The 25511-nt window shown below is 63.7% G+C and carries 24 protein-coding genes and 1 other RNA gene; 10 read left to right on the top strand and 15 right to left on the bottom strand.

Features of this window, described 5'->3' with window-relative positions; genetic code table 11:
- Positions 1–49: 49 nt before the first annotated feature.
- From gcvT to KCG88_RS18225, 8 genes are all read right to left on the bottom strand, one after another.
- Positions 50–1132, bottom strand: a complete 1083-nt coding sequence (gene gcvT, locus KCG88_RS18260; protein ID WP_011064136.1) for a glycine cleavage system aminomethyltransferase GcvT — start codon at positions 1130–1132, stop codon at positions 50–52.
- A gap of 153 nt (positions 1133–1285) precedes the next feature.
- Positions 1286–2902 (bottom strand): iron ABC transporter permease, encoded by a 1617-nt coding sequence (locus KCG88_RS18255; RefSeq protein ID WP_210712843.1) that lies wholly within the window; start codon positions 2900–2902, stop codon positions 1286–1288.
- A gap of 240 nt (positions 2903–3142) precedes the next feature.
- Positions 3143–4144 (bottom strand): extracellular solute-binding protein, encoded by a 1002-nt coding sequence (locus KCG88_RS18250; protein WP_210712842.1) that lies wholly within the window; start codon positions 4142–4144, stop codon positions 3143–3145.
- A 136-nt stretch (positions 4145–4280) separates the two neighbouring features.
- Positions 4281–5498, bottom strand: a complete 1218-nt coding sequence (locus tag KCG88_RS18245; RefSeq protein WP_210712971.1) for a 2-octaprenyl-3-methyl-6-methoxy-1,4-benzoquinol hydroxylase — start codon at positions 5496–5498, stop codon at positions 4281–4283.
- A gap of 9 nt (positions 5499–5507) precedes the next feature.
- Complete coding sequence (locus tag KCG88_RS18240) at positions 5508–5993, bottom strand: DUF4442 domain-containing protein (protein ID WP_047289868.1); 486 nt, start codon at positions 5991–5993, stop codon at positions 5508–5510.
- Entirely contained in the window at positions 5986–7173 is a 1188-nt protein-coding gene (gene ubiH / locus KCG88_RS18235) for a 2-octaprenyl-6-methoxyphenyl hydroxylase (protein ID WP_210712841.1), read from the bottom strand. The genes KCG88_RS18240 and ubiH overlap by 8 nt, the downstream gene beginning before the upstream one ends.
- Entirely contained in the window at positions 7170–8504 is a 1335-nt protein-coding gene (pepP, locus tag KCG88_RS18230) for a Xaa-Pro aminopeptidase (protein ID WP_210712840.1), read from the bottom strand. The genes ubiH and pepP overlap by 4 nt, the downstream gene beginning before the upstream one ends.
- Before the next feature lie 23 nt (positions 8505–8527).
- Positions 8528–9085, bottom strand: coding sequence for a YecA family protein (locus KCG88_RS18225; RefSeq protein WP_047289872.1), 558 nt, complete (start codon positions 9083–9085; stop codon positions 8528–8530).
- Between the two features lie 235 nt (positions 9086–9320).
- Here KCG88_RS18225 and KCG88_RS18220 point away from each other — a divergent pair, with 235 nt between their 5' ends.
- The 4 genes from KCG88_RS18220 (at position 9321) to KCG88_RS18205 (ending at position 10748) form a co-directional block, all read left to right on the top strand.
- The gene (locus tag KCG88_RS18220) at positions 9321–9530 is read left to right on the top strand and encodes a TIGR02449 family protein (RefSeq protein ID WP_011064144.1); all 210 of its coding nucleotides are present in this window, start codon (positions 9321–9323) and stop codon (positions 9528–9530) included.
- Positions 9527–9850, top strand: a complete 324-nt coding sequence (locus KCG88_RS18215; RefSeq protein WP_011064145.1) for a cell division protein ZapA — start codon at positions 9527–9529, stop codon at positions 9848–9850. Before KCG88_RS18220 ends, KCG88_RS18215 begins: the two co-directional genes overlap by 4 nt.
- Before the next feature lie 23 nt (positions 9851–9873).
- Positions 9874–10052, top strand: a non-coding RNA gene (gene ssrS / locus KCG88_RS18210) — 6S RNA.
- Positions 10053–10142: 90 nt separating this feature from the next.
- A complete protein-coding gene (locus KCG88_RS18205; RefSeq protein ID WP_011064146.1) occupies positions 10143–10748 on the top strand; it encodes a 5-formyltetrahydrofolate cyclo-ligase in 606 nt (201 codons plus the stop codon).
- Positions 10749–10781: 33 nt separating this feature from the next.
- Here KCG88_RS18205 and KCG88_RS18200 read toward each other — a convergent pair whose 3' ends face one another.
- Complete coding sequence (locus tag KCG88_RS18200; RefSeq protein WP_015637431.1) at positions 10782–10931, bottom strand: hypothetical protein; 150 nt, start codon at positions 10929–10931, stop codon at positions 10782–10784.
- 196 nt (positions 10932–11127) lie between these two features.
- Here KCG88_RS18200 and KCG88_RS18195 point away from each other — a divergent pair, with 196 nt between their 5' ends.
- The 4 genes from KCG88_RS18195 to KCG88_RS18180 all read left to right on the top strand — a co-directional run bounded on the left by KCG88_RS18195 (position 11128) and on the right by KCG88_RS18180 (position 16571).
- Positions 11128–11577, top strand: coding sequence for an EVE domain-containing protein (locus KCG88_RS18195; protein ID WP_210712839.1), 450 nt, complete (start codon positions 11128–11130; stop codon positions 11575–11577).
- 187 nt (positions 11578–11764) lie between these two features.
- Entirely contained in the window at positions 11765–12730 is a 966-nt protein-coding gene (locus KCG88_RS18190; RefSeq protein ID WP_047289875.1) for an HlyD family efflux transporter periplasmic adaptor subunit, read from the top strand.
- Entirely contained in the window at positions 12727–15453 is a 2727-nt protein-coding gene (gene rbbA / locus KCG88_RS18185) for a ribosome-associated ATPase/putative transporter RbbA (RefSeq protein WP_210712838.1), read from the top strand. Before KCG88_RS18190 ends, rbbA begins: the two co-directional genes overlap by 4 nt.
- Positions 15453–16571, top strand: a complete 1119-nt coding sequence (locus KCG88_RS18180) for an ABC transporter permease (RefSeq protein WP_072451837.1) — start codon at positions 15453–15455, stop codon at positions 16569–16571. The genes rbbA and KCG88_RS18180 overlap by 1 nt, the downstream gene beginning before the upstream one ends.
- Before the next feature lie 93 nt (positions 16572–16664).
- Here the strand turns inward: KCG88_RS18180 and KCG88_RS18175 are convergent, their stop codons facing one another.
- Positions 16665–17072, bottom strand: coding sequence for a flagellar basal body-associated protein FliL (locus KCG88_RS18175; RefSeq protein WP_011064151.1), 408 nt, complete (start codon positions 17070–17072; stop codon positions 16665–16667).
- Between the two features lie 158 nt (positions 17073–17230).
- Between KCG88_RS18175 and KCG88_RS18170 the strand changes: the two genes are divergently transcribed.
- On the top strand, positions 17231–18208 hold the full coding sequence (locus tag KCG88_RS18170; RefSeq protein WP_210712837.1) for an NADPH:quinone oxidoreductase family protein: 978 nt from the start codon (positions 17231–17233) through the stop codon (positions 18206–18208).
- On the opposite strand, the gene KCG88_RS18165 is transcribed toward KCG88_RS18170, so the two are convergent.
- The 5 genes from KCG88_RS18165 to trxA all read right to left on the bottom strand — a co-directional run bounded on the left by KCG88_RS18165 (position 18205) and on the right by trxA (position 23486).
- Entirely contained in the window at positions 18205–18876 is a 672-nt protein-coding gene (locus KCG88_RS18165; protein WP_210712836.1) for a gamma-glutamylcyclotransferase, read from the bottom strand. The two genes, KCG88_RS18170 and KCG88_RS18165, sit on opposite strands and share 4 nt — an antisense overlap.
- Before the next feature lie 214 nt (positions 18877–19090).
- Entirely contained in the window at positions 19091–20059 is a 969-nt protein-coding gene (locus KCG88_RS18160) for a CDP-6-deoxy-delta-3,4-glucoseen reductase (protein WP_210712835.1), read from the bottom strand.
- Positions 20059–21525 carry a 4-hydroxy-3-polyprenylbenzoate decarboxylase gene (ubiD, locus tag KCG88_RS18155; RefSeq protein WP_011064155.1) on the bottom strand — a complete coding sequence of 489 codons (1467 nt, stop codon included), beginning with the start codon at positions 21523–21525 and terminating at the stop codon, positions 20059–20061. Before ubiD ends, KCG88_RS18160 begins: the two co-directional genes overlap by 1 nt.
- 125 nt (positions 21526–21650) lie before the next feature.
- On the bottom strand, positions 21651–22910 hold the full coding sequence (gene rho, locus KCG88_RS18150) for a transcription termination factor Rho (protein ID WP_011064156.1): 1260 nt from the start codon (positions 22908–22910) through the stop codon (positions 21651–21653).
- A 246-nt stretch (positions 22911–23156) separates the two neighbouring features.
- A complete protein-coding gene (gene trxA, locus KCG88_RS18145; RefSeq protein ID WP_016967174.1) occupies positions 23157–23486 on the bottom strand; it encodes a thioredoxin TrxA in 330 nt (109 codons plus the stop codon).
- A 374-nt stretch (positions 23487–23860) separates the two neighbouring features.
- Here trxA and ppx point away from each other — a divergent pair, with 374 nt between their 5' ends.
- Complete coding sequence (gene ppx / locus KCG88_RS18140; RefSeq protein ID WP_047289885.1) at positions 23861–25363, top strand: exopolyphosphatase; 1503 nt, start codon at positions 23861–23863, stop codon at positions 25361–25363.
- Positions 25364–25511 lie beyond the last annotated feature (148 nt).

Genomic DNA, 25511 nt, shown 5'->3' with positions numbered 1-25511 from the left:
CTGTGTCCTCAAGAAGAAGTGTCAGCGGCGCAATGCCTGCTGGAAATAGTTAAATCAGGGTTTTGCCGTGGCGCACGAAGGTCGGCTTGACCACCCGGACCGGGTACCACTTGCCGCGGATCTCCACTTCGGCACGGTCGGCGGTGGCCATCGGCACCCGCGCCAGTGCGATCGATTTGCTCAGCGTAGGAGAGAAACTACCACTGGTGATCTCCCCTTCGCCAACATCGGCGATGCGAACCACCTGATGAGCGCGCAAAACCCCGCGCTCTTCGAGCACCAGCCCCACCAGTTTCTGCTTCACCCCGGCCGCTCGCTCGGCTTCCAGGGCACTGCGACCGATGAACTGGCGTGACGCCGGCTCCCAGGCAATGCTCCAGGCCATGTTGGCCGCCAGGGGAGAAACATCCTGATGGATGTCCTGGCCATAGAGGTTCATGCCGGCCTCCAGGCGCAGGGTGTCCCGGGCGCCCAGGCCGATGGGCGAGATCCCCGCCCCCACCAGGTCGTTGAAGAAGGCCGGGGCCTGGTCGGCAGGCAGGACGATCTCCAGCCCGTCCTCGCCGGTGTAACCGGTACGGGCAATGAACCAGTCGCCGTCGAAGCCGGCTTCGAATGGCTTGAGCTGCTGGATCAGGGTGCCGCGGGACTGGGTCACCAGCTCGGCAATCTTGTGCCGCGCCTGAGGACCCTGGATCGCCAGCATTGCCAGCTCCGGGCGCTCGTGCAACTGCACCTGGAAATCCCCCAGCTGCGCCTGCATCCAGGCCAGGTCCTGATCCCGGGTGGCGGCATTGAGCGCCAGGCGATAAGCGTCTTCGAGGCGATAGACGATCATGTCGTCAACGATGCCGCCCCGTTCATTGAGCATGGTGCTGTACAGAGCCTGGCCGGGGTTGTGCAGGCGTTCGACATCATTGGCCAGCAGCCGCTGGAGCCAGGCCTTGGCCTGGGTACCGCTGACATCGATCACGGTCATGTGGGATACATCGAACACACCGCAATCACGTCGCACCTGATGGTGCTCCTCGACCTGCGAGCCGTAATGCAAGGGCATATCCCAACCGCCAAAATCGACCATTTTCGCGCCGAGGGCGAGATGCAGGTCATACAGAGGCGTACGCTGTCCCATGGGTCTCTCCTTCCGGGCGTGGCGAGGGTGCGGACTGGCGCTGTGCTGTGAAAGCCTTGAAATAGATGGCTTTCAGCCGATTTCAGCGTCCCGGCCAAACAACAGGCCGCACCGAATGCCGCGCATTGTAGCTGCAAGGTGCAAGGCTGGCACCTAACCGATTCGATGGGCCGAGCGGCGGATCAGGCCAATCACCGGCAGCAGGCCCACCAGCACCAGGGTCAGTGCCGGCAGCGAGGCCCGGGCCCACTCCCCTTCACTGGTCATCTCGAAGATCCGCACCGCCAGCGTGTCCCAGCCAAACGGGCGCATCAGCAAGGTAGCGGGCATTTCCTTGAGCACATCGACGAATACCAGCAAGGCGGCGCTCAAGGTCCCGGGCAGCAACAACGGCAGATACACTTTGAAAAACAGTCGCGGGCCAGCGACCCCCAGGCTGCGCGCCGCTTCAGGGAGCGACGGACGGATCCGCTCCAGGCTGTTTTCCAGCGGCCCGTAGGCCACGGCGATAAAACGCACCAGATAGGCCAGCAGCAAGGCGGACAGGCTGCCCAGCAGCAGCGGCTCGCCGGCCCCGCCCAACCAGCCGGACAGCGGGATCACCAGCTCGCGATCCAGGTAACTGAAGGCCAGCATGATCGATACCGCCAGTACCGAGCCGGGCAAGGCGTAGCCCAGGTTGGCCAGGCTGACCCCGGCGCGGATGCCCCGGGTCGGCGCCAGGCGTCGGGCGAAGGCCAGGAGCAAAGCCACACTGACAGTGATCAACGCCGCCATGCCGCCCAGGTACAGGGTGTGGATGATCAAGCCGGCATACCGCTCATCCAGGTCGAAGCGCCCGCGCTGCCAGAACCAAGCCAGCAACTGCAGCAGCGGAATCACGAAGGCACAGGCGAACACCAGCAGGCACCAGCCCGTGGCCGCCAACGCCTTGAGCCCGCGCAACTGGTACAGCGCCTTGCCCCGGGGCCGCTCGTTGCCGGTACGACTGGCGCCACGGGCGCGTCGTTCGCCGTACAGCACCAGCATCACCGCCAGCAGCAGCAGGCTGGCCAGCTGGGCGGCGCTGGAAAGGCTGAAGAAGCCGTACCAGGTCTTGTAGATGGCGGTGGTGAAGGTATCGAAGTTGAACACCGACACCGCACCGAAATCCGCCAGGGTTTCCATCAGCGCCAGGGCCACCCCGGCGCCGATGGCCGGCCGCGCCATGGGCAGCGCCACCCGCCAGAACGCCTGCCAGGGCGATTGGCCGAGGACCCGTGCGGCTTCCATCAGCCCCTTGCCCTGGGCCAGGAAGGCGTTGCGCGCCAGCAGGTAGACATAGGGATAGAACACCAGCACCAGCACCAGGATCACCCCACCGGTGGAACGTACCCGCGGCAGCCGCAGGCCGCTGCCAAACCATTCCCGCAGCAGGCTTTGCACCGGCCCGGAAAAATCCAGCAGGCCGACAAATACGAAAGCCAGCACATAGGCCGGGATCGCAAAGGGCAGCATCAAGGCCCAGTCCAGCCAGCGCCGTCCGGGAAACTCACAGAGACTGGTGAGCCAGGCCAGGCTCACGCCCAGCAGCGTGACACCAACGCCCACCCCGAGCACCAGGGTCAGGGTATTGCCCAGCAGCCGCGGCATTTGCGTGTCCCACAGGTGGGACCAGATCTGCTGGTCGACGGCCTGCCAGGACAACAACAGCACACTCAGCGGCAAAAGGACCAGGGCCGCTACGGCAAAGACCAGGGGATACCAGCGACGTTGAGCGGGATGGGCCACAAAAAACTCTCGGGCAGGTGGAACAGACAAAAATACTTGCGCAAAACACGTGGTGCGAGGGATCTGCTCCCGCTGGGTGCCAGGGCCGCCCCAACGGCTGCGACCCCGTTACGCCAGTTGAATCACCTAATCAGGGCTTGCCACCGCTACGCGGTTGAACAGGAGCCAGCTCCCTCACCACAAAAACCCAGCCGCTAAAGAAAACGCCCCGCAAAAGCGGGGCGCAGTATAACGGCAGGCTCAGTTCCAGCCAGCGCGGTCCATCAGGCGAATGGCTTCGGCCTGGCGCTTGCCGGCGATCTCGACCGGCAGGGTGTCGGCCACGAACTTGCCCCAACTGGCCACTTCCGCGGAAGGCGCTACCGCCGGGTTGGCCGGAAACTCCTGGTTGACGTCGGCGAAGATCTTCTGCGCCTCAGGCGTGGTCATCCACTCCACCAGGGCCTTGGCCGCTTCCGGGTGCGGTGCGTGTTGGGTCAGGCCGATGCCCGACAGGTTGACGTGCACTCCACGATCGCCCTGGTTCGGCCAGAACAGCTTCACCGCCAGGTTCGGTTTCTGCTTGTGCAGGCGGCCGTAGTAGTAGGTGTTGACGATGCCGACGTCGCATTGCCCGGCATTGATCGCGTCCAGCACCGCGATGTCGTCGGAGAACACATCGGTAGACAGGTTGTTGACCCAGCCCTTGATGATCTCTTCGGTCTTCTCGGCACCGTGGGTCTCGATCAGCGTGGCGGTCAGCGACTGGTTGTAGACCTTCTTCGCCGTGCGCAGGCACAGGCGGCCTTCCCACTGCTTGTCCGCCAGTGCTTCATAGGTGGTCAGTTCTGAAGGTTTGACCCGGTCGGTGGAGTAGGCCAGGGTCCGCGCCCGCAGGCTCAGGCCGGTCCAGGCGTGGTTGGAAGAGCGATACTGCAGGGGAATGTTGCTGTCGATGACCTTGGAAGTGAACGGCTGGAGGATGCCCATCTGCTCGGCCTGCCAGAGGTTGCCGGCATCCACGGTGAGCAGCAGGTCGGCGGTGGCGTTCTCGCCCTCGGCCTTGATCCGCTGCATCAGCGGCGCTTCCTTGTCGGTGATGAACTTGATCTTCACCCCGGTCTTCTGGGTGTAGGCATCGAACACCGGCTTGATCAGCTCATCGATACGCGAGGAGTAGACCACGACTTCATCGGCGGCCTGGGCGGCGCTGCCGATGAGTGTGAGGGCCAGGGCGGTCAGTAGACGCTTCGGTGCCAACATGGGAGCGGTCTCTCGATTTCAAAGTGAGGCGAAATGATAAGGACTCCCATTTGCCATCTCAACCGAACCCGGCGCCGAGGCGTTACCAGATGTTGCGTAAGCTCGTCCTCGCGAAGCTTCGCCGGCAAGCCGGCGCCTAGGCTCTGGCCAGTTCCGGCAAGTCGCCGCTCAGGCCCAGGGCCTGGCGCACGAACAGGGCCTTGGCCTCGGGCATCTGGTCGATCACCTTGAGACCCGTGTTGCGCAGCCAGCGCATGGGCAGCGGGTCGGCCTGGAACAGCCGCTCGAAGCCTTCCATGGCCGCCATCAGCGCCAGGTTGTGGGGCATGCGCCGGCGCTCGAAGCGGCTCAGCACCTTGACCTCGGCCAGGCGCTCGCCACGGCTGGCCGCCTGCAGCAGCACTTCGGCCAGCACCGCAGCGTCGAGGAAGCCCAGGTTGACCCCCTGCCCCGCCAACGGGTGGATGGTGTGGGCGGCGTCGCCGATCAGCGCCAGGCCTTCGGCCACATAGCGCTTGGCATGGCGTTGGCGCAACGGCACGCAGAGCCGCGGGTCGGCGCTGATCACCGAACCCAGGCGGCCTTCGAAGGCGCGCTCCAGTTCGGCGCAGAAGCTCTCGTCATCCAGCGCCATCAGGCGCTCGGCCTCACTCGGGGTGGTCGACCAGACGATCGAACACCAATCATGCTGCCCGTCCCGCACCAACGGCAGAAACGCCAGCGGGCCGGTGTCGGTGAAGCGTTGCCAGGCGGTCAATTGATGAGGCTGGCTGCTGCGCACGCTGGTGACGATGGCGTGATGCAGGTAATCCCACTCACGGGTGGCGCAGCCCGTCAGACGACGCACCGCCGAATTGGCACCGTCGGCGGCGACCACCAATGGCGCGCGCAGTTGCCGGCCATCCGCCAGGGTCAGCAGCCAGTCGTCGCCGGAGCGGCGCATCTGCTCCAGACGGGCATTGGCCAGCAGGCCGATATCGCATTCGTGCAAGCGTTCGAGCAAGGCATCCTGAACCACTCGGTTCTCGACGATATGCCCCAGCACCTCGGCATGCACGCTGGACGCCGAAAAGTGGATCTGCCCGGTGCCGCTGCCGTCCCAGACCTGCATGTCGCAGTAGGGGCTGCTACGGCGCCGAGCGATGCCGTCCCAGGCGCCCAGGCGCTCCAGGATACGCTGGCTGGCCGCCGACAAGGCACTGACCCGAGGCTCGAACGGCGCCTGGTCACCGAAGGGTTTGACACTCAGGGAACCGCCATCGAGCAGCAGCACTTCCAGGCCGCTGCCCTGCAACGCCAACGCCAAGGCACTGCCGACCATTCCGGCTCCGACAATCAGCACATCTGCGCGCATTTCCATGCTTTAGGCCTGTCTCACTGGCGGCTTGAGCCGCACATAAAGGGTTTTATCGACCCGCGCCACCAGGGTGCCGGAGCCGTCATGAATCTCGACCTGCCACTGCGGCAGGTACTTCTCGCCCGTTGCGGTCTGCTGGCGCACATCGTCGAGCAGCGCCTGGTCGATACTGAGCCGGGCAAACACCGGCCCTCTGCCCGGGGCGATGAAATCGATGGTCGCGGCCTTGTCCCAGACGATGTAGCCGGGGCCCAGGTTCTCCATCAGCATCAGCATGAAGAACGGGTCCACCATGGAATACAGGCTGCCGCCGAACTGGGTGCCGACATAGTTGCGGTTGTACCAGCCCAGGCCCATGCAGACCTGGACATCACGGAAATCCGCGCTGATGTGCCGAACCCGCACGCCAGCCCCGAGGTAGGGCGGGTACAGGTTCAACACCCAGCGCAACAGGCGGGCCTTGCCGAACCGCCGGGTCAGCCAGTCACGCATCCGGGCGAGTGCCCAGGCCCATGGCCTGGCGAGCGAACCAGCGTTTGGCCGGTGGCAGCAGGTCCAGGCCGAGCAGGCCCAGGTTGCGCCCCACGGATAGCAACGGCAGTTTGCTGCCGAACAGCCGGGTGACCTGATCGGAGAAGCCCACGGTCAGGTTCTGGTCCAGGCGCTGACGTTCGCGGTAGGCCTGCAGCACGGCAAAATCCCCCGGCAGCGCTTCGCTGGCCAACAAGGCGTCCGCCAGGGCCTGGGCATCGCGCAGCGACAGGTTGAAACCCTGGCCGGCGATCGGATGCAGGCTGTGGGCCGCATTGCCCAGCACCACCAGATGGGGGCGCACCTGTTCCTCGGCCTCCACCAGGGACAGCGGGTAGAGGTGGCGGGCGCCGACTTGCTTCAGGGTGCCCAGGCGGTAACCGAACACGCCCTGCAACTCACTGAGGAAGCTGCGCTCGTCCAGGTCGGCCAGACGCTGTGCATCCATGCCCTGGCGGGTCCAGATCAGTGCACAGCGATTGTCCGGCAGCGGCAGCAAGGCCATCGGGCCATCGTCGGTGAAGCGCTCGAAGGCCATGCCGTTGTGGGCTTCGCTGGGGGTGATGTTGGCAATCAGCGCACTCTGGTTGTAGGGGCGGTTCTTGACCCCGATGCCCAGTTGTTCGCGCAGGCCGGAGCGGCCGCCGTCGGCCAGCACGGCGAGGTCGCACTCCAGGGTGGTTTCGTCGTTCAGGGTCAGGCGATAGCCGCCTGCCAGGGGCTCCAGACGGGTGACTTCGGCCGGGCAGCGCCAGCTGATCACATCCTTGTCCAGCCCTTGCCACAGGCATTGGCCGAGCCAGGCGTTTTCCACCACATAGCCCAGGGCCGGCACCCCCTCTTCCATGGCCGACAGGCGCGCGGTGGAGAACCGCCCACGGTCGGACACGTGAATCTGCTTGATCGGCTCGGCACGCCGGGAGATTGCCTGCCACAGCCCCAGGCGCTGGTAGATCTGCCGGGCGCCAAAGGACATGGCCGAGGAGCGGGCGTCGTAGCTGGGCTGGAAGCTGTCGCCCGGCGCGAAGGGCTCGATCAGCACGATCTTCCAGCCCCGGGCCTTGGCGCCGGCCTGCAGGGCCAGGGCCAGGCTCGCGCCTACCAGGCCGCCACCGATGATGGCCAGATTGACCCGGCTCATGAGGCCTGGACCCGGGCAGCGGCCATCAACGCCTCGATTTCGGCGACGCTTTTCGGTACGCCGCCTGTCAGAATTTCACAGCCCTGCTTGGTCACTACCACGTCGTCCTCGATGCGCACGCTAATGCCGCGCCACTTCTTCGCTACCTGCTGGTTGTCCGGGGAGATGTAGATGCCCGGCTCCACGGTCAGCGCCATGCCGACCTCCAACACTCGCCACTCGCCGCCGACCCGATACTCGCCGACGTCGTGTACATCCATGCCCAGCCAGTGCCCGGCACGGTGCATGTAGAACGTCTTGTAGGCCTCGCTGGCAATCAGCTGGTCCACATCGCCTTCCAGCAGGCCCAGTCGCACCAGGCCGGCGGTGATCACCTGGACCGTCGCCTCGTGAGCCTGGTTCCAGTGCTTGTTCGGGGCGATCTGGGCAAAGGCCGCTTCCTGGGAAGCCAGCACCAGTTCGTAGATCGCCTTCTGCTCCGGCGAAAACTTGCCGTTGACCGGCCAGGTGCGGGTGATATCGCTGGCATAGCAGTCGATCTCGCAGCCGGCGTCGATCAGCACCAGGTCACCGTCCTTGAGCACGGCGTCATTCTGTTGGTAATGCAGGATGCAGCTGTTGCGGCCCGCCGCGACGATCGAGCCGTAGGCCGGCATCTTCGCCCCACCCTTGCGGAATTCGTAATCCAGCTCGGCTTCCAGGCTGAACTCATGCAACCCGGGACGGCTGGCCTGCATTGCGCGGATATGGGCCTGGGCGGAAATCCGTGCGGCCTCGCGCATCACCTTCACTTCTGCCGCCGATTTATACAGGCGCATGTCGTGCAGCAGATGATCCAGGGCAACGAATTCGTTCGGGGGCTGGGCGCCGAGGTGCGCTTTAGAGCGGATCACGTTGATCCAGTCCATCAGGTGACGATCGAATTCGGGGTTGCTGCCCATGGCCGAGTAAACCCGGTCGCGACCTTCGATCAGGCCCGGCAGGATGTCGTCGATATCGGTGATGGGAAAGGCGTCGTCGGCACCGTAGTCGCGAATCGCGCCCTCCTGGCCAGCCCGCAAGCCGTCCCAGAGTTCGCGCTCCGGGTTGCGCTCGCGACAGAACAGCACGTACTCGCCGTGCTCCCGGCCGGGGATCAGCACGATCACCGCCTGGGGCTCGGGAAACCCGCTGAGGTACTGGAAATCGCTGTCCTGGCGGTAGACGTGCTCCACATCGCGATTGCGAATGGCCACGGCCGCCGCCGGCAGGATCGCGATGCTGTTGGGCTCCATCTGCGCCATGAGCGCCTTGCGGCGACGGCTGTATTCCGCTTTCGGGATATGAATCATGGGCGGACGCAGTTCCCTGTCAGTCAGTGCAGAGAAGGCTTGGCAGCCGGCGCAACGGTCTTGTTGGTCTCGGTGAACAGCAGCAGAGGCGCAACCCGCAGGTACTCCATCACTTCCATGTAGTCGCTTTCACCGTCATCGGATTCCTCCAGCGCGTCCTGGACCTGAGCGATGGCTGCAAGGTCCTGCAACACTTCCGTGGCCTCGACGCTCAGGGCACTGCTGTCGCGGGAATTGAGGCCGAAACCGGCGAGGAACCCCTGGCACCACTGGCCCAGGGCAGCGGCACGCTCGGTCAGGGGTGCGTCGTCGCTGGGCAGCAGCAGGACCACGGTCATGTCATCGCTGGTGAGCTCGCCCTTGACCATCTCCTGCAGGCCGATCAAGGCGCTGCGCACGTTGTCTTGCGGCTCGCCTTCGAGCAGTTCGGCGGCGTCCACCAGCCAGCCGTCGACTTCGAAGCCGGCGCCGGCGCAGCTGCGGCCCAGCAACAGGCCGTGCAGCTCGGCAGGAGAAACAGGATGACCGCTGCTGCTGAGCAGGGTGGCGAAGGCGTTGTACGGGGAATTCTGAATGGGCATGGGCAGCTAGGCGCCAAGCGGCGCAATGTCTAGAATGAAGGCCTTGTATCGTAGGGCGTGTCATCATTCATTGCCAGCGCCGCGTTGTGCTTTGCGCCCCGTTACAGTGGCCCGCAGGGCCTGGGGCGACAGACAGATTGCCGACCGGCCAACGCCAGATGCGCCACGACTGCTCAGGCCATTGAGGCGCTGCCCAGCCAGTTGCCACTCATCAGACCAACTTCAGTGGGACACAATGGAAGACACCGACCTGCACGCACTGATGGCCAGACTCGAACTGCTAATTACCCGGGTCGAGCAACTAAAGAGTCAAAACGCACTCTTATTAGCTCAGGAAAAGACCTGGCGCGAGGAACGCGCGCACCTCATTGAAAAAAACGAAATCGCCCGGCGTAAGGTCGAATCGATGATTTCGCGCCTCAAGGCCCTGGAGCAAGACTCATGAGTTCAAGCAATAGCGTTACCGTGCAGATCCTCGACAAAGAGTATTCGATCATCTGCCCCCAGGAAGAGCGTAGCAATCTGGTGAGCGCCGCCCGTTACCTGGACGGCAAGATGCGCGAGATCCGCAGCAGCGGCAAAGTCATCGGCGCCGATCGCATCGCGGTCATGGCCGCCCTGAACATTACCCACGACCTGCTGCACCGCCAGGAGCGCCCGGATGTGCAGGCCAGCGCCACCACCCGGGAACAGGTAAGGGATCTGCTGGAGCGTGTTGACCTGGTTCTGGCCACCGATTCGGACACAAGCAAAGCTGATTCCTGACAGCGGTTGCGGTATACTCCCGCCACTCCCTGGGGTGCTTGCCAGTTGGCGATGTCCCTGAGCCGATTCGCACTACCCTGGAAGTTGCACGTTGGGCTGGTGTGCATGTCCGCTAGACGGAAAGCCTTAAAGCCTGCTGCATCTTCCGCCTTGAACTTTCGGGTTCAAGGGCTAAGTCGACAGCGGTTCGCCTGGGGAGCCTGAATTGCCAACCAATGCCAGTTATCCATGCTGGCATTGGTTTTTCCGGGTAGGCTGTTCTGCCACATCCGCTCTTCTCGTAGCCTCTTTCATGACCGAACCTGCGCCGCTTTCCCGCCCGCAACTTCGCCGCATGCTGCGCAAGGCCCGTCGCGCCCTGAGCCCCGCCGAGCAACGCCAGGCAGCCCTTGGCCTGTACCGCCAACTGGCACAGGACCCGGTGTTTCGTCGGGCACGGCACCTGTCCCTGTATCTGCCCACCGACGGTGAAATCGACCCGCGCCTGCTGCTGCGTGCCGCCCAGCGCCGGGGCAAGGCCACCTACCTGCCGGTGCTCAGCGCCTGGCCCCGGACCAAGATGGTTTTCCAGCGCGTCCTCCCGGGAGAAACGCTGCGGCCCAATCGTTTTCGCATTCTCGAGCCCCGGGTCAATTGCGCGCGGCAACGCAAGGTCTGGGCCCTGGACCTGGTGCTGCTGCCCCTGGTTGGCTTTGATGAAGAAGGCGGACGCCTGGGGATGGGTGGCGGCTTTTATGACCGCAGCCTGGCCTACCTTGCGCGGCGCCAGAACTGGCGCAAGCCGAAGCTGCTGGGGCTGGCCCATGAATGTCAGAAAGTCGGAAAGCTGGACCAGGCCAGTTGGGATGTACCCCTGCACGGCACGGTGACGGATCGGGGGTGGTACTTCGCTCGATAGGTGCCGCGTTCGATCAGCGGCACCCGAGCGGGTTCAGCGCTTGAAAGGCTGGGGCTGCTGTTGTGCGATTTCGATGGGCGCATCGGTCTTGCTGGCCCATAAGCTCTGCGCATAACCGGTGGTCACAACGCCCAAACCGAACAAAATAACCAAAATCCATAGTAAATCCGGTTGGCGTTTCATCGATTGCCCCCCCTCAGGCAAATCACACACGCTGCAGGCATGGTTTCCATAACAGGCCATGCAGCAGCGTCAAGCTTAAAATCCCGGCATTTTGCGATAACGTGAACCGACACGCAAACGCTGACGTCAACCGACCGTCGGTTTGTCATAAAATTGCCCGACAACCTGCCCAATCACCCTTTGGAGGGTAAGAAAGATGGCCTATTGGCTGATGAAATCCGAGCCCGACGAGCTCTCGATCCAGGGTTTACAGCAACTCGGCCAAGCCCGTTGGGACGGAGTGCGCAATTACCAGGCGCGCAACTTCCTGCGCGCCATGGCGGTAGGCGACGAATTCTTCTTCTACCACTCCAGCTGCCCGGAACCGGGCATCGCCGGCATCGGCCGGATCATCAAGGCCGCCTACCCGGACCCCACCGCCCTGGAGCCGGACAGCGTCTACTTCGCCCCCAAATCCAGCGCCGAGAAGAACGCCTGGAGCGCCATCGACGTGGCCCATGTGGAAACCTTCACCAAGGTGCTGCGCCTGGACTACCTCAAGCAGCAGGCAGCGCTCGCCGAAATGCCTCTGGTGCACAAAGGCAGCCGCCTGTCGGTCATGCCGGTCACCGCCGAACAATGGGCTGCCGTACTCGCCCTGCGCTGACCACCTCGCCCCCTGGCGCCGGGACTCGGATCTGTCCACGGCGCCAGCCCGCACGTTTTTTTGCCTCGATCATCATGCAGCCTGCAAACAATAGGTTTAGGCTTGGCCCTTTCATTTGACGGGCATCAAGCCGTAGAAAGCCTTGAGCCGTCAGACTTGGACGCTATTGCCGCAGGACGCAGAACACATGTCGACGAACCACCGTTCCTCCCGCCTTTTTGCTGTTTCCCTGTTGATTCTGTTACTCGCCGCCGGTGCTTTCGGCTACTGGAAATCCCTCCAGGATCGCCTGCCCGAAGGCCTGAGCATGGGCAACGGCCGGCTCGAAGCCACTGAAGTGCAGATCGCCAGCAAGATCCCCGGGCGCCTGGCGGAAGTGCGGGTCAACGAAGGCGACAAGGTGCTTCAAGGCCAGTTGCTGGCACGCATGGACACCCGCACCCTGGAAGCCCAGCGCAATCAGGCCGAGGCCGAAGTGCTGCGCGCCCGAGAGAACCTGTCCGCGGCCGAAGCCAATGTGCAGTTGCGCCAGAGCGAACTGCTGCTGGCCAATCAGGAACTCAAGCGCTCTCAGGAGCTGTTCAAGCGCGGCTTCGCCAGCCAGCAGATCATCGACCAGCAGCAAGCCCGCCTGAACACCGGCAACGCCGCAGTCCTGGCGGCCCAGGCTCAGGTCGCAGCGGTGAAGGCCGCCATCGGCGCCGCCCAGGCCCAGGTTGCCCAGCTCACCAGCGAAATCGACGACAGCAGCCTGAGGGCGCCCATCGACGGCATCATCCAACTGCGCCTGGCCGAGCCCGGCGAAGTCCTGGGCGCCGGCGGCCGTGTGCTGCTGCTGATCGACCCCAACGACCAGTACATGAACCTCTACCTGCCGGCTTCGGTCACCGGCCGCCTGACCGTTGGCGACGAGTCGCGGATCCTCCTCGACGCCCTGCCCAACCAACCCCTGCCGGCGAAGATCAGCTTCGTCGCGGCCAAGTCCCAGTTCACCCCCAAAGAGGTGGAAACCCGGGACGAACGCCAGAAGCTGGTGTTCCGGGTCAAGGTGCGCCTGACTCAACCCGCCGCCGTGCCCCAGGCCAAACCGGGCATGCCCGGCGCCGGCTATGTGCGCACCGCCCCCGTGGACTGGCCGGCCAACCTGCAATGAGCGCCCTGGCGCTGCAAGCGAACGGCATCAGCCATCGCTACGGTTCACAGCAGGCCCTGAGCGACATCAGCTTCAACCTGCCAGCGGGCACCCGCTGCGGCTTGATCGGCCCGGACGGTGCCGGCAAGTCGAGCCTTCTGGGGCTGATCGCCGGGGTCAAGAAACTCCAGCAGGGCGAGCTCGACGTGCTCGGCGGGCCGATCTCGCAACGGCGCCACCGCAGCAGTCTCTATCCGCGCATCGCCTTCATGCCCCAGGGCCTGGGGGGCAACCTGTATCCCGAGCTGTCCATCAGCGAGAACATCCGCTTCTTCGCCACCCTGTTCGGCCTGCCCAAGGATGAATGCGAACAGCGCATGCACAGCCTGTTGCTGGCCACCGACCTGCTGCGCTTCGCCGAACGCCCGGCGGGCAAGCTGTCCGGCGGGATGAAACAGAAGCTGGGCCTGTGCTGTGCGCTGATCCACGAACCGGACCTGCTGATCCTCGACGAGCCCACCACCGGGGTCGATCCCCTGTCGCGCCGGCGTTTCTGGGAATTGGTCGAAGACGTACGCCGGCAACGCCCGCAACTGACCCTGCTGGTGGCAACCGCCTACATGGAGGAAGCCGAACAGTTCGAACACTGCCTGATGCTCGACCAGGGCAAGTTGATCGCCCAAGGCCTGAGCCAGGAGCTGGCGCAGATCACCGCCAGCGGCAAGCTGGACGACGCCTTCACCCATTTCCAGGGCGACAGCGCTCATGACAACCAGCCCCTGGTGATTCCGCCGCGCTCCGGCGACAACCAGGACATCGCCATCGAGGCCCACGAGCTGACCCTGCGCTTCGGCGACTTCACCGCGGTCAACAAGGTCAGCTTCGCCATCGGCCGCGGGGAGATCTTCGGTTTCCTCGGCTCCAACGGCTGCGGCAAGACCACCACCATGAAGGTCCTCACCGGGCTGATGCCCGCCAGCGAAGGCAGCGCCAAGCTACTGGGCAACGCAGTGGACGCCAAGGACCTGGCCACCCGCAAGCGGGTCGGTTTCATGTCCCAGAGCTTTTCCCTGTATGGCGAACTCAGCGTGCGCCAGAACCTGGAACTGCACGCCCGCCTGTTCGACCTGCCGAAAGCCGAAAGCGGCCCGCGCATCGAGGAACTGATCCAGCGCTTCGACCTCGGGGCGATTGCCGAGCAGCAGTCCGGCGCCTTGCCTCTGGGCCTGCGCCAGCGCCTGTCGCTGGCAGTGGCAGTGCTGCACCGACCGGAAGTGCTGATCCTCGACGAGCCCACTTCCGGGGTCGACCCGGCGGCCCGAGACGACTTCTGGCGCCTGCTGATCGAGCTGTCCCGGGAACAGGGAGTGACCATCTTCCTGTCCACCCACTTCATGAACGAGGCCCAGCGCTGCGACCGCATTTCGCTGATGCACGCCGGCAAGGTGCTGGCCTGCGACACCCCGGCGGCGCTGCAACAACAGTTTGCCGGCGACACCCTGGAGGCCGCCTTCGTCCGCTGCCTGGAAGAGGCCCAGGGCACCCCGGACACACCTGCGCCATCACCGGAGGCGGCTACACCCACCGCTGCCGGTACCCTCGCCGCCCCGCGTTCGGGCCTGAGCCTGGCGCGCCTGCTGGCGGTGGCCAGCCGCGAGGGCAAGGAGCTACTGCGAGACAAAGTACGCCTGGGCTTCGCCCTGCTGGGGGCGATCTTCATGATGGTGATCTTCGGCTATGGCATTTCCCTGGACGTGGAGAAACTGGCCTTCGCCGTCTACGACCAGGATCAGACGCCACAGAGCCGCGCCTACCTGGAAGCCTTCCGCAGCTCACGCTACTTCGAGGAGAAACCGACCATCCGCAGCTCCGCCGAACTGCACCGGCGCCTGCAACGCTCGGAGATCAAGCTGGCCCTGGAGATTCCTCCCGGCTTTGGCCGTGACCTCTATGCCGGACGCCAGCCCGCGGTGGCGGCCTGGCTGGATGGCGGCATGCCGTTTCGTGCGGAAACCAGCCGCAACTATGTCGAGGCCGTGCATCAGGCCAACCTCGAGCTGCTGGCGGAACAAAGCAGCCCGGCCCTCAGCACCAGGCCGGCGGCCAAGCTGGAAACGCGCTTTCGCTACAACCAGGACGTGGTCAGCGTAAATGCCATCGGCCCCGGGGTCATGGCACTGATCCTGGCGTTCATTCCGGCGATGCTCACGGCCCTGGGCATCGTCCGCGAAAAGGAGCTGGGCTCGATCACCAACTTCTACGCCACGCCCCTGACCCGCCTGGAGTTCCTCCTTGGCAAGCAGGCGCCCTACCTGGCCGTCAGCCTGATCAACCTGGCTCTGCTGGTGGCCATGAACCGCTGGCTGTTCGGCGTACCCTTCAAGGGCAGCGGCCTGACCCTGGCCCTGGGCGGCGTGCTCTATGTGCTGGCCACCACCAGCATGGGGCTGCTGATCTCGGCGTTCACCCGCACTCAGATCGCGGCGATTCTGGGCACCATGATCATCACCAGCCTGCCCACCATCCAGTTTTCCGGGCTGATCGTGCCGCGCTCGTCCCTGGAAGGCTCGGCGGCGGTCATGGGCCAGCTGTTTCCCGCCGGTTACTTCCTCGACATCGCCGTCGGCACCTTCACCAAGGCCCTGGACCTGCGCGAACTCTGGCCCCAGTGCCTGGCCCTGGTGGGCTTTTTCCTTGGTTTCACCGGGCTCAGCCTGGTCATGCTGAAAAAGCAGGAGGTCTGATGAATCGTCTCGCCCATATCCTGCGCCTGGGCTTGAAGGAGCTCACCAGCCTGCGCCACGACAGCGTGCTGCTGCTGTTCTTGATGTATGCCTTCACCGTGGCCATCTACCTGCCCGCCGCCGGCTCGGTGATCGGCGTGCACAACGCCAGCGTGGCTCTGGTGGACGAAGATCACAGCGCCCTGTCCCGGCAACTGGCCGAAGCACTGCAACCCCCCGAGTTCCAGGCCCCGGTGCCGCTGCCTTATGACCAGCTGGACTCGGTGATGGACAGCGGCCAGTACACCTTTGTGATCAATGTCCCGGCCAACTTCCAGAGCGACTTGCTGGCCGGGCGCCAGCCTGCGGTGCAGGTCAACGTTGACGCCACCGCCATGAGCCAGGCCTTCATGGGCGCCGGCTACATCGGCCGGATCTTCCAGCGCGAGCTGCTCACCTACGCCAACCAAGCGGACGCCGCCAGCAAGGCCCCGGCACTGCTGACCACCCGCGCCCTGTTCAACACCAACCTGGAGGGGGGCTGGTTCCTGGCGGTGATCCAGATCGTCAACAACATCACCATCCTGGCCATCGTGCTCACCGGCACCGCGCTGCTGCGCGAACGCGAGCACGGCACTCTGGACCACCTGCTGGTACTGCCGCTGACAGCGCTGGAGATCATGCTGGCCAAGGTCTGGAGCAACATGCTGGTGGTGGTGCTGTGCACCTGGGTATCGCTGGAGGTGATAGTCAAGGGAGTGCTGGGGGTGCCGCTGGCGGGGTCCATGGCGCTGTTCCTGATGGTTACCGCGCTCTATCTGTTCGCCAGTACCGCCCTGGGGATCTTCCTCGCCACCCTGGCCCGCTCGACCCCCCAGTTCGGCCTGCTGGCGATTCCGGTGATCATCCCGATGCTGCTGCTGTCCGGCGGCAGTACGCCGCTGGACAGCATGCCGCAGTGGCTGCAGTGGGTGATGCAGGGTTCGCCGTCGACGCACTTCGTCAGCCTCAGCGCGGCGATCCTGTTCCGCGATGCGGGAGTCAGTGTGGTCTGGCCCGACCTGCTGGCCCTGGCGACCATCGGCCTGGTGTTCTTCGCCATCGCCCTGGCGCGCTTTCGCAAGAGCCTGGCTTCATGACCCACACCGCATAGGAACCAGTTTGCCGGCGAAGGGCCGCAGGAACACCTTCGCTGGCAAGCCAGCCCTTACGCCTGTAGCGGGGGGGCAGGCTTACTGAATGATCAGGTTGTTGAACAGCAGGTCTTCCACCACCGGCTTGCCGGTTTCGTCGTTCATGACTTGCTGCACCTGCTTGAGGGCTTCCTGGCGCAGCTTTTCCTTGGCTTCGACGTTATTCATGGTGTCGCTGGTCTGCTGGGCGAACAGCGCCACCAACTGGTTGCGGATCAGCGGTTCGTTGGCCTTGACCGCCTGGGCCGAGGCGTCGCCGGTTACCCGCAGGGCCACGTCGGCCTTGTAGACCTTGAGTTTAGGGCCGCCGTCCAGGCCGTAGTTGCCCACGAAGGGTGGGTTCAGGCTGATGTAGCTGACTTTCGGTGCTTCACCTTCTTTGGCCTCTTCGGCCATCGCTGCCATGGGCAGGGAGAGGGCCAGCAGCAACATGATCCACGCTTTCACAATTCGCTCCTTAATCCGGTTTGCGGCCTAGCATAAAGGCCCGCCCGCCTGAGCCCAAGCACAAGCTTATGGCTGGTCATCAGGACCGGGCATGCTCGTTGACCGCCTGATTCACACTCCTACACTTATCGGCCACCACTCCCAAAGGAATAGCCCTGATGAAAGCCGTGCTGTGCAAAGCCTTCGGCCCTGCCGAAACGCTGGTGCTGGAAGAGGTCGCAAGCCCTGTGCCGAAGAAGAACGAGATCCTGCTGGAGGTGCATGCCGCGGGCGTCAACTTCCCGGACACCCTGATCATCGAGGGCAAGTACCAGTTCAAGCCGCCGTTCCCCTTCTCCCCAGGAGGCGAAGCGGCCGGCGTGGTCAGCGCAGTGGGCGAGAAGGTCGGCCACCTCAAGGCCGGTGACCGGGTCATGGCCCTGACCGGCTGGGGCAGCTTCGCCGAGCAGGTGGCCGTCCCGGGTTACAACGTGCTGCCGATTCCCGCCGCCATGGACTTCAATACAGCCGCCGCCTTCAGCATGACCTACGGCACCTCGATGCACGCCATGAAGCAGCGCGGCAACCTGCAGCCCGGTGAAACCTTGCTGGTGCTGGGTGCCTCGGGCGGAGTCGGGCTGGCCGCCGTGGAAATCGGCAAGGCCATGGGTGCCCGGGTGATTGCCGCTGCCAGCAGCGCGGAAAAGCTCGCCGTGGCCAAGGCCGCCGGTGCCGATGAGCTGATCAACTACAGCGAAAGCAGCCTGAAGGACGAGGTCAAGCGCCTGACCGGCGGCAATGGAGCGGATGTGATCTACGACCCGGTGGGCGGCGACCTGTTCGACCAGGCCATCCGCTCCATCGCCTGGAACGGCCGCCTGCTGGTGGTGGGATTCGCCAGCGGGCGCATCCCCGAGCTACCGGTGAACCTGGCCCTGCTCAAGGGTGCAGCGGTGGTGGGTGTGTTCTGGGGCTCCTTCGCCCAGCGCCAGCCCCAGGACAACGCGGCGAACTTCCAGCAACTGTTCGGCTGGTTCGCCGAGGGCAAGCTCAAGCCGCTGGTCTCCCAGGTCTATCCGCTGACGGAGGCTGCGCGAGCCATCGATGATCTCGGCCAGCGCAGGGCGGTGGGCAAGGTCGTGGTGCAGGTGCGCTAAGACCGGCTACAGGGCCTCAATGGGCGACCGCCCCCCTTGCAGCGCTTGAGCCGCGCCTCCAGGTTGCGATCCGGCATGGCGTGGCTGCGCAGGGCCTGGACCGTCTGTTCGACATAATCGCGGGTGGTGCCATACCGCCCGCAAGCGCTTTCGAACACCTGGTTCAGCACATCGTCCGGCAGATTGCCGGCATAGCTGGGCAGGTGCCGCTCCAGCACAAAGCCCAGGGCCTGAACCTGGCTGCCATCCTCAAGGCGGCAATTGAGCCAGTGTGGGCGATAGGAGGGATAAGGCATTTCACGCTGCCACAGGGCGTACAACGAGGCGTCCAGTTGCTCTTCCGGCAGCCGGTAGGCAAAGCCGCTGCAGGAGCCGCCACGATCCAGGCCGAACACCAGCCCCGGCAGCTCCGGCGTGCCGCGATGCTCGTGGGACCACAGGTACAGGCCACGATGATAACCATGCACCCTGCCCCGCTTGCGTTCGACCGCCGAGCATTCCGGGCGCCAGATCAGTGAACCGTAGGCGAACAGCCACACCGGCCCACCCTTGTGCCGGGCCATGGTCGATTGCATGGAACTGCGAAGTTGGTCGTGCGTCAGCTGCGGGCCCAGATCGAGCCGCGGAGGGTAAGCCAGATTCAGATAACTGGATTCAAGGGCTGTCATGGCGAATAGCGTTCGGCTCCCCGCGTAAAAGAAGTTACTTAATAGAACGCTTGGCAGTAACTGCAAGACACATAAGTTTCAAGGCAAGTTAAGTGCCACTAAGCAGCGGCACTTAAGTTGGAGGCTTATATATAACCTACCGGCATTTATTTAATTAGATAAATACCGATAGGCTATATACAGAGTTATAACGCGCCGCGCAGGCCCGATGCAGTCAGGGCCGCGGGGCGTAGGCAAACACGTCGGCGCGCATTTGATGGGCATCCATCCCGGCACTCACCAGCGCATCCAGGGTGGCGTAGATCATCGCCGGCGAGCCACTGGCGTAAACGTGTACCGCCGACAGGTCGGTAATGTCCTCGCACACCGCTTCATGCAGCATGCCGCAGCGCCCCTCCCAGCCACACAGGTCGCTGACCACCTTGTGCAGGTAGAGGTTGGGCAGTTGCTGCCACTCGTCCCAGTGTTCCAACTGGTAGAAATCTTCCGGCCGGCGCACGCCCCAATACAGGTGCACCGGATGCTTGAAGCCGGCGGCCCGACAGTGCTCGATCAGGCTGTGCATCTGCGCCATGCCGGTACCGGCGGCGATCAGCACCAGCGGCCCATTCGGCAACTCGGCCAGGTGGGTGTCGCCGAAAGGCAGTTGCACCCGAGCCATGCGGTTGCGCTGCAGTTGCTCCATCAGGCTTTGCGCACTGTTTTCGCGCACCAGCACATGCAGCTCCAGATCTCGCCCGCAGTGGGGCGCCGATGCCAGGGAAAAGGCCGACTTCTCACCGTTGTCCCGCTCCAGCATCAGGTACTGCCCGGCGTGATAGCGCGGCGGCTTGCCCGCCGGTGCCCGCAGCCTGACCCGCCAGACATCGCCGCCGACCTCCAGGCATTCAGTGAGCTGACACGACAGGCTGCGCACCGGCAATTCTCCCAGCGCAAGGACGCCATCCCACAGCACGATGCAGTCTTCCAGCGGCTCTGCAATGCAAGTGTAGAACTCGCCGTGATCACGCACGTCGCCAGCTTGCTGCACGCTGCCCTCCACCAGCAGCGCCGCACAGACATGACAATTGCCATTGCGGCAGCTCTGCGGGCATTCATAGCCCAGGCGCCGCGCCGCATCGAGAATCCGCTCGCCGGGCAGCGTCTCAAGCACCGCTCCGGAGGGCTGCAAGGTTACACGCATCAATCTATTCCTAACTGATTCCAGATGGCATCGATCCGGCGGGTGACCGCCTCATCCTTGACGATGACCCGGCCCCACTCTCGGGTGGTTTCTCCAGGCCATTTGTGAGTCGCATCGAGCCCCATCTTCGAACCCAGGCCAGATACCGGCGAGGCGAAGTCGAGGTAGTCGATCGGGGTGTTGTCGATCATCACCGTGTCGCGCTTGGGGTCCATGCGCGTGGTGATGGCCCAGATCACATCGTTCCAGTCCCGGGCATTGATATCGTCGTCGGTGACGATAACGAACTTGGTGTACATGAACTGTCGCAAAAACGACCAGACCCCCAGCATGACCCGCTTGGCGTGGCCCGGGTACTGCTTCTTCATGGTCACCACCGCCATGCGGTAGGAACAGCCTTCGGGCGGCAGGTAGAAGTCGGTGATCTCCGGGAACTGCTTCTGCAGGATCGGCACGAAGACTTCGTTCAGTGCCACGCCGAGGATCGCCGGCTCATCGGGCGGGCGGCCGGTGTAGGTGCTGTGGTAGATCGGCTTGATGCGGTGGGTGATGCGCTCCACGGTGAACACCGGGAAGCTGTCGACCTCGTTGTAGTAGCCGGTGTGATCGCCGTACGGGCCTTCATCGGCCATCTCGCCGGGATGGATCACCCCTTCAAGGATGATTTCAGCCGTGGCCGGAACCTGCAGGTCGTTGCCGCGGCACTTCACCAGCTCAGTGCGGTTGCCCCGCAGCAGGCCGGCAAAGGCGTATTCGGAAAGGCTGTCCGGCACCGGCGTCACGGCGCCGAGAATGGTTGCCGGGTCCGCGCCCAGCGCCACGGACACCGGGAACGGCTGGCCCGGGTGCTTCTCGCACCACTCGCGGTAATCCAGCGCGCCGCCGCGGTGGCTCAGCCAGCGCATGATCACCTTGTTGCGGCCGATCACCTGCTGACGATAGATACCCAGGTTCTGCCGGTCCTTGTTCGGGCCCTTGGTCACGGTCAGGCCCCAAGTGATCAGCGGGCCGACATCGCCCGGCCAGCAGGTCTGCACCGGCAGCATGCCTAGATCGACGTCGTCGCCTTCGATCACCACTTCCTGGCACACCGCATCCTTGACCACCTTGGGCGCCATGGAAATGATCTTGCGAAAGATCGGCAGCTTGGACCAGGCGTCCTTGAGCCCCTTTGGCGGCTCCGGCTCCTTGAGGAACGCCAGCAGCTTGCCGATCTCGCGCAGTTCGCTGACCGCTTCGGCGCCCATACCCAGGGCCACGCGCTCGGGGGTGCCGAACAGGTTGCCGAGCACGGGGATGTCATAACCGGTGGGGTTTTCAAACAGCAGGGCCGGGCCTTTGGCACGCAAGGTGCGATCGCAGACCTCGGTCATTTCCAGCACTGGGGACACCGGAACCTGGATGCGCTTAAGTTCCGAGCGCTGTTCCAGGCCGCTGATAAAGTCGCGCAAGTCGCGATACTGCATGCGTGAGCCTCGTTTTCGCCGTGGCATTCGGGGCAGGCAGTTTAGCGCCGAACCCACAGGTTCAGAATAGAGAATGTCAGATAGCAAAAAGCCGGGTTTCCCCGGCTCTTGCTGGCCTGATCGATTTACTTGCGTTTCATCGACAGGAAGAACTCATCGTTGGTCTTGGTCTGTTTCAACTTGTCGACCAGGAATTCGATGGCAGCGACTTCATCCATGGGATGCAGCAGCTTGCGCAGGATCCACATGCGCTGCAGCTCGTCGTCGGCGGTCAGCAACTCTTCGCGGCGGGTGCCGGAACGGTTGATGTTGATGGCCGGGAAGACACGCTTTTCAGCGATCTTGCGGTCCAGGGGCAGCTCCATGTTGCCGGTACCCTTGAACTCTTCGTAGATCACTTCATCCATCTTCGAGCCGGTTTCAACCAGCGCGGTGGCGATGATGGTCAGCGAGCCGCCTTCCTCGATGTTCCGCGCGGCGCCGAAGAAACGCTTGGGTTTCTCCAGGGCGTGGGCATCGACACCACCGGTCAGGACCTTGCCGGAGCTCGGGATCACGGTGTTGTAGGCACGGGCCAGACGGGTGATGGAGTCCAGCAGGATCACCACGTCCTTCTTGTGTTCGACCAGGCGCTTGGCCTTCTCGATCACCATCTCGGCCACTTGTACGTGACGGGTTGGCGGCTCGTCGAAGGTGGAGGCGACCACTTCGCCGCGCACGGTGCGCTGCATTTCGGTCACTTCTTCCGGACGCTCGTCGATCAGCAGCACGATCAGATGAACTTCAGGGTTGTTGCGCGTGATGTTCGACGCGATGTTCTGCAGCATGATGGTCTTGCCCGCCTTTGGCGGAGCAACGATCAGACCACGCTGGCCTTTGCCGATCGGGGCGCACAGATCGATCACACGACCGGTCAGGTCTTCGGTGGAACCGTTGCCGGCTTCCATCTTCATGCGCACGGTCGGGAACAGCGGCGTCAGGTTTTCGAACAGAATCTTGTTCTTGGCGTTCTCTGGGCGGTCGTAGTTGATGGTATCGACCTTGAGCAGCGCGAAGTAACGCTCGCCTTCCTTGGGAGGGCGGATCTTGCCAACGATGGTGTCACCGGTGCGCAAGTTGAAGCGACGGATCTGGCTTGGCGAGACGTAGATATCGTCCGGGCCAGCGAGATAGGAGGCGTCAGCAGAGCGAAGGAAGCCGAAGCCGTCCTGGAGGATCTCCAGCACGCCATCACCGGAGATTTCCTCACCGCTTTTCGCGTGCTTTTTCAGCAGGGAGAAAATCACGTCCTGCTTGCGCGAACGGGCCATATTTTCTATGCCCATCTGTTCGGCCAATTCGAGCAGTTCGGTAATCGGCTTTTGCTTGAGTTCAGTCAGATTCATATAGGAATGACGTAATCATTTATAGAGGGGGGAAATTAAGCTTTTGGCTTAATGAGGCCGCGCCGCAGAGAAGGCGACAGGATCGCGTACTAATTCGAAAAGGAGAGCGTCGGCGACGGCTTGCAGGGGGCAATGGAGAAACCAGTGCGGGGCCGAATGTAACACCTGAGTTTCGGAGCGTCTAGCCCTCAATTACGAAAAAGCCCCGCATTTTGCGGGGCTTTTTCAAGGGTACCGAATCGACACTTAGATGTTGGCGTCGAGGAAGGCAGCCAGTTGCGACTTCGACAGTGCGCCAACCTTGGTGGCTTCGACATTGCCGTTCTTGAACAGCATCAAGGTCGGGATACCACGCACGCCATGCTTGGCCGGGGTTTCCGAGTTCTCGTCGATGTTCAGCTTGGCAACGGTCAGCTTGCCCTTGTAGGTTTCAGCAATTTCGTCCAGAACCGGAGCGATCATTTTGCATGGGCCACACCACTCGGCCCAGTAATCGACCAGTACAGCGCCTTCGGCTTTGAGTACGTCGGCCTCGAAGCTGGCGTCGCTGACGTGTTTGATAAGATCGCTGCTCATGGAATTCTCCAGGTTGTAAGCAAAAAAACGTGGCCCATCATATCTGCCCTTCCCGCGTTCAGGAAGCCGCAGATGATTGACTCTAACTATGGTGCCCCACGAGTTTGGGTATAGCTCAGCCGGGGACGTTGCGGGGGTTGCGCAGGCCATTTGGTGAACCCGCCGAGCACCGCGCACCTGTCGCAGCAGGGTCTTCGCCTGGCTGCCAAGGAGCGGCTCGCCCGATTGAACGGGATCTTTCCTGGCCACGGAACAGCCGGCCCGCCGCCCCGGCGCAGGCTTTTATGCGTTGAATCAACGCATTGGACACTGCGCGTTGGCGCGAGCCGTTGATCGTGGCACGATGGCGAGGTTATCGACCGAGACCCCCAAACATGCCCCAATCCCAAGCCAAGAATCTGTCCCTGATCGCCGCGATCGATCTGGGCTCCAACAGCTTTCACATGGTCGTGGCCAAGGCCCGGAATGGTGAAATCCGCATTCTCGAGCGGCTCGGAGAAAAGGTTCAACTGGCCGCCGGCATCGACGAAGAACGCCAGCTCAACGAAGAATCCATGCAGCGCGGTCTCGACTGCCTCAAGCGCTTCGCCCAACTGATCAACGGCATGCCCCAGGGCACGGTGCGCATCGTCGGCACCAACGCCCTGCGCGAAGCCCGCAACCGCGGCGAATTCATTCGCCGCGCCGAGGAAATCCTCGGCCACCCGGTGGAAGTCATCTCCGGCCGTGAAGAAGCCCGCCTGATCTACCTCGGGGTGTCCCACACCCTCGCCGACACTCCGGGCAAGCGCCTGGTGGCCGACATCGGCGGCGGCAGTACCGAATTCATCATCGGCCAGCGCTTCGAACCCCTGCTGCGCGAGAGCCTGCAGATGGGCTGCGTAAGCTTCACCCAGCGCTATTTCCGCGACGGCAAGATCACCCCTGCCCGCTATGCCCAGGCCTACACCGCCGCACGCCTGGAGATCATGAGCATCGAGCATGCCCTGCATCGCCTGACCTGGGACGAAGCCATCGGCTCCTCCGGGACCATTCGCGCCATTGGCCTGGCCCTCAAGGCTGGTGGCCAGGGCAGCGGCGAGGTCAACGCCGAAGGGCTGGCGTGGCTCAAGCGCAAGCTGTTCAAGCTCGGCGACGCCGAGAAGATCGATTTCGAAGGTATCAAGCCCGACCGCCGGGCGATCTTTCCCGCCGGCCTGGCAATTCTCGAAGCGATCTTCGACGCCCTGGAACTGCAACGCATGGATCACTGCGAAGGCGCCCTGCGTGAAGGCGTGCTCTACGATCTGCTGGGCCGCCATCATCACGAAGACGTCCGCGAACGCACCCTCAGCTCGCTCATGGAGCGCTACCACGTCGACCTGGAACAAGCCTCGCGCGTTGAAGGCAAGGCCCTGCGCGCCTTCGACCAGGTTGCCGCGGACTGGGACCTGGAGGACGGCATCTGGCGCGAACTGCTGGGCTGGGCGGCCAAGGTCCATGAAGTGGGGCTGGACATCGCCCACTATCACTACCACAAGCACGGCGCCTACCTGATCGAGCACTCGGACCTGGCGGGTTTCTCCCGGGAAGACCAGCAGATGCTGGCTCTCCTGGTGCGCGGCCACCGCCGCAACATTCCCAGGGAGAAATTCGCCGAGTTCGGCGACGACGGCATCAAGCTGATCCGGCTGTGCGTGCTGCTGCGCTTTGCCATCCTGTTCCACCACATCCGCGGCACCCAACAGATGCCCCAGGTGAGCCTGCGCGCCAGCGGCGATCAGCTGGACGTGGAATTCCCGGAGCACTGGCTGGATGAAAACCAGCTGACCCAGGCCGACTTCGCCCTGGAGGCCGAATGGCTGACGCGGGTGGGCATCGTGCTCAACGTCAACTGACCCTGCCACCGGCTTGCCGGCGGCAAGGCCGCAAACCCTTGCCTCGCCCTCAGGGGCGCCTTCGCTGGCAAGCCCGCTCCTACGGCTCTTGCAAGCCGCACAAAAAAGGCCAGCCCGGTGATCGGGCTGGCCTTTTTATTATCGGCGA

Source organism: Pseudomonas sp. MWU349, from assembly GCF_017947325.1.
GTDB classification, from domain to species: Bacteria; Pseudomonadota; Gammaproteobacteria; order Pseudomonadales; family Pseudomonadaceae; genus Aquipseudomonas; species Aquipseudomonas protegens.
The sequence above is the reverse complement of the archived record's forward strand: the minus strand, read 5'-3'. Positions and strand labels throughout refer to the sequence as shown.

Excerpts from the sequence above, each read along its gene's own strand:
- KCG88_RS18250 (WP_210712842.1), bottom strand. The coding sequence starts at position 4,144 with ATGTTGGCACCGAAGCGTCTACTGACCGCCCTGGCCCTCACACTCATC.
- KCG88_RS18215 (WP_011064145.1), top strand. The coding sequence starts at position 9,527 with ATGAGTTCAAGCAATAGCGTTACCGTGCAGATCCTCGACAAAGAGTAT.
- KCG88_RS18195 (WP_210712839.1), top strand. The coding sequence starts at position 11,128 with ATGGCCTATTGGCTGATGAAATCCGAGCCCGACGAGCTCTCGATCCAG.
- KCG88_RS18180 (WP_072451837.1), top strand. The coding sequence starts at position 15,453 with ATGAATCGTCTCGCCCATATCCTGCGCCTGGGCTTGAAGGAGCTCACC.
- KCG88_RS18220 (WP_011064144.1), top strand. The coding sequence starts at position 9,321 with ATGGAAGACACCGACCTGCACGCACTGATGGCCAGACTCGAACTGCTA.
- KCG88_RS18160 (WP_210712835.1), bottom strand. The coding sequence starts at position 20,059 with ATGCGTGTAACCTTGCAGCCCTCCGGAGCGGTGCTTGAGACGCTGCCC.
- gcvT (WP_011064136.1), bottom strand. The coding sequence starts at position 1,132 with ATGGGACAGCGTACGCCTCTGTATGACCTGCATCTCGCCCTCGGCGCG.
- KCG88_RS18240 (WP_047289868.1), bottom strand. The coding sequence starts at position 5,993 with ATGCGTGACTGGCTGACCCGGCGGTTCGGCAAGGCCCGCCTGTTGCGC.
- KCG88_RS18170 (WP_210712837.1), top strand. The coding sequence starts at position 17,231 with ATGAAAGCCGTGCTGTGCAAAGCCTTCGGCCCTGCCGAAACGCTGGTG.
- rbbA (WP_210712838.1), top strand. The coding sequence starts at position 12,727 with ATGAGCGCCCTGGCGCTGCAAGCGAACGGCATCAGCCATCGCTACGGT.
- KCG88_RS18225 (WP_047289872.1), bottom strand. The coding sequence starts at position 9,085 with ATGCCCATTCAGAATTCCCCGTACAACGCCTTCGCCACCCTGCTCAGC.
- KCG88_RS18245 (WP_210712971.1), bottom strand. The coding sequence starts at position 5,498 with ATGCGCGCAGATGTGCTGATTGTCGGAGCCGGAATGGTCGGCAGTGCC.
- ubiH (WP_210712841.1), bottom strand. The coding sequence starts at position 7,173 with ATGAGCCGGGTCAATCTGGCCATCATCGGTGGCGGCCTGGTAGGCGCG.
- pepP (WP_210712840.1), bottom strand. The coding sequence starts at position 8,504 with ATGATTCATATCCCGAAAGCGGAATACAGCCGTCGCCGCAAGGCGCTC.
- KCG88_RS18200 (WP_015637431.1), bottom strand. The coding sequence starts at position 10,931 with ATGAAACGCCAACCGGATTTACTATGGATTTTGGTTATTTTGTTCGGT.
- ubiD (WP_011064155.1), bottom strand. The coding sequence starts at position 21,525 with ATGCAGTATCGCGACTTGCGCGACTTTATCAGCGGCCTGGAACAGCGC.
- KCG88_RS18165 (WP_210712836.1), bottom strand. The coding sequence starts at position 18,876 with ATGACAGCCCTTGAATCCAGTTATCTGAATCTGGCTTACCCTCCGCGG.
- rho (WP_011064156.1), bottom strand. The coding sequence starts at position 22,910 with ATGAATCTGACTGAACTCAAGCAAAAGCCGATTACCGAACTGCTCGAA.
- trxA (WP_016967174.1), bottom strand. The coding sequence starts at position 23,486 with ATGAGCAGCGATCTTATCAAACACGTCAGCGACGCCAGCTTCGAGGCC.
- KCG88_RS18190 (WP_047289875.1), top strand. The coding sequence starts at position 11,765 with ATGTCGACGAACCACCGTTCCTCCCGCCTTTTTGCTGTTTCCCTGTTG.
- KCG88_RS18205 (WP_011064146.1), top strand. The coding sequence starts at position 10,143 with ATGACCGAACCTGCGCCGCTTTCCCGCCCGCAACTTCGCCGCATGCTG.
- ppx (WP_047289885.1), top strand. The coding sequence starts at position 23,861 with ATGCCCCAATCCCAAGCCAAGAATCTGTCCCTGATCGCCGCGATCGAT.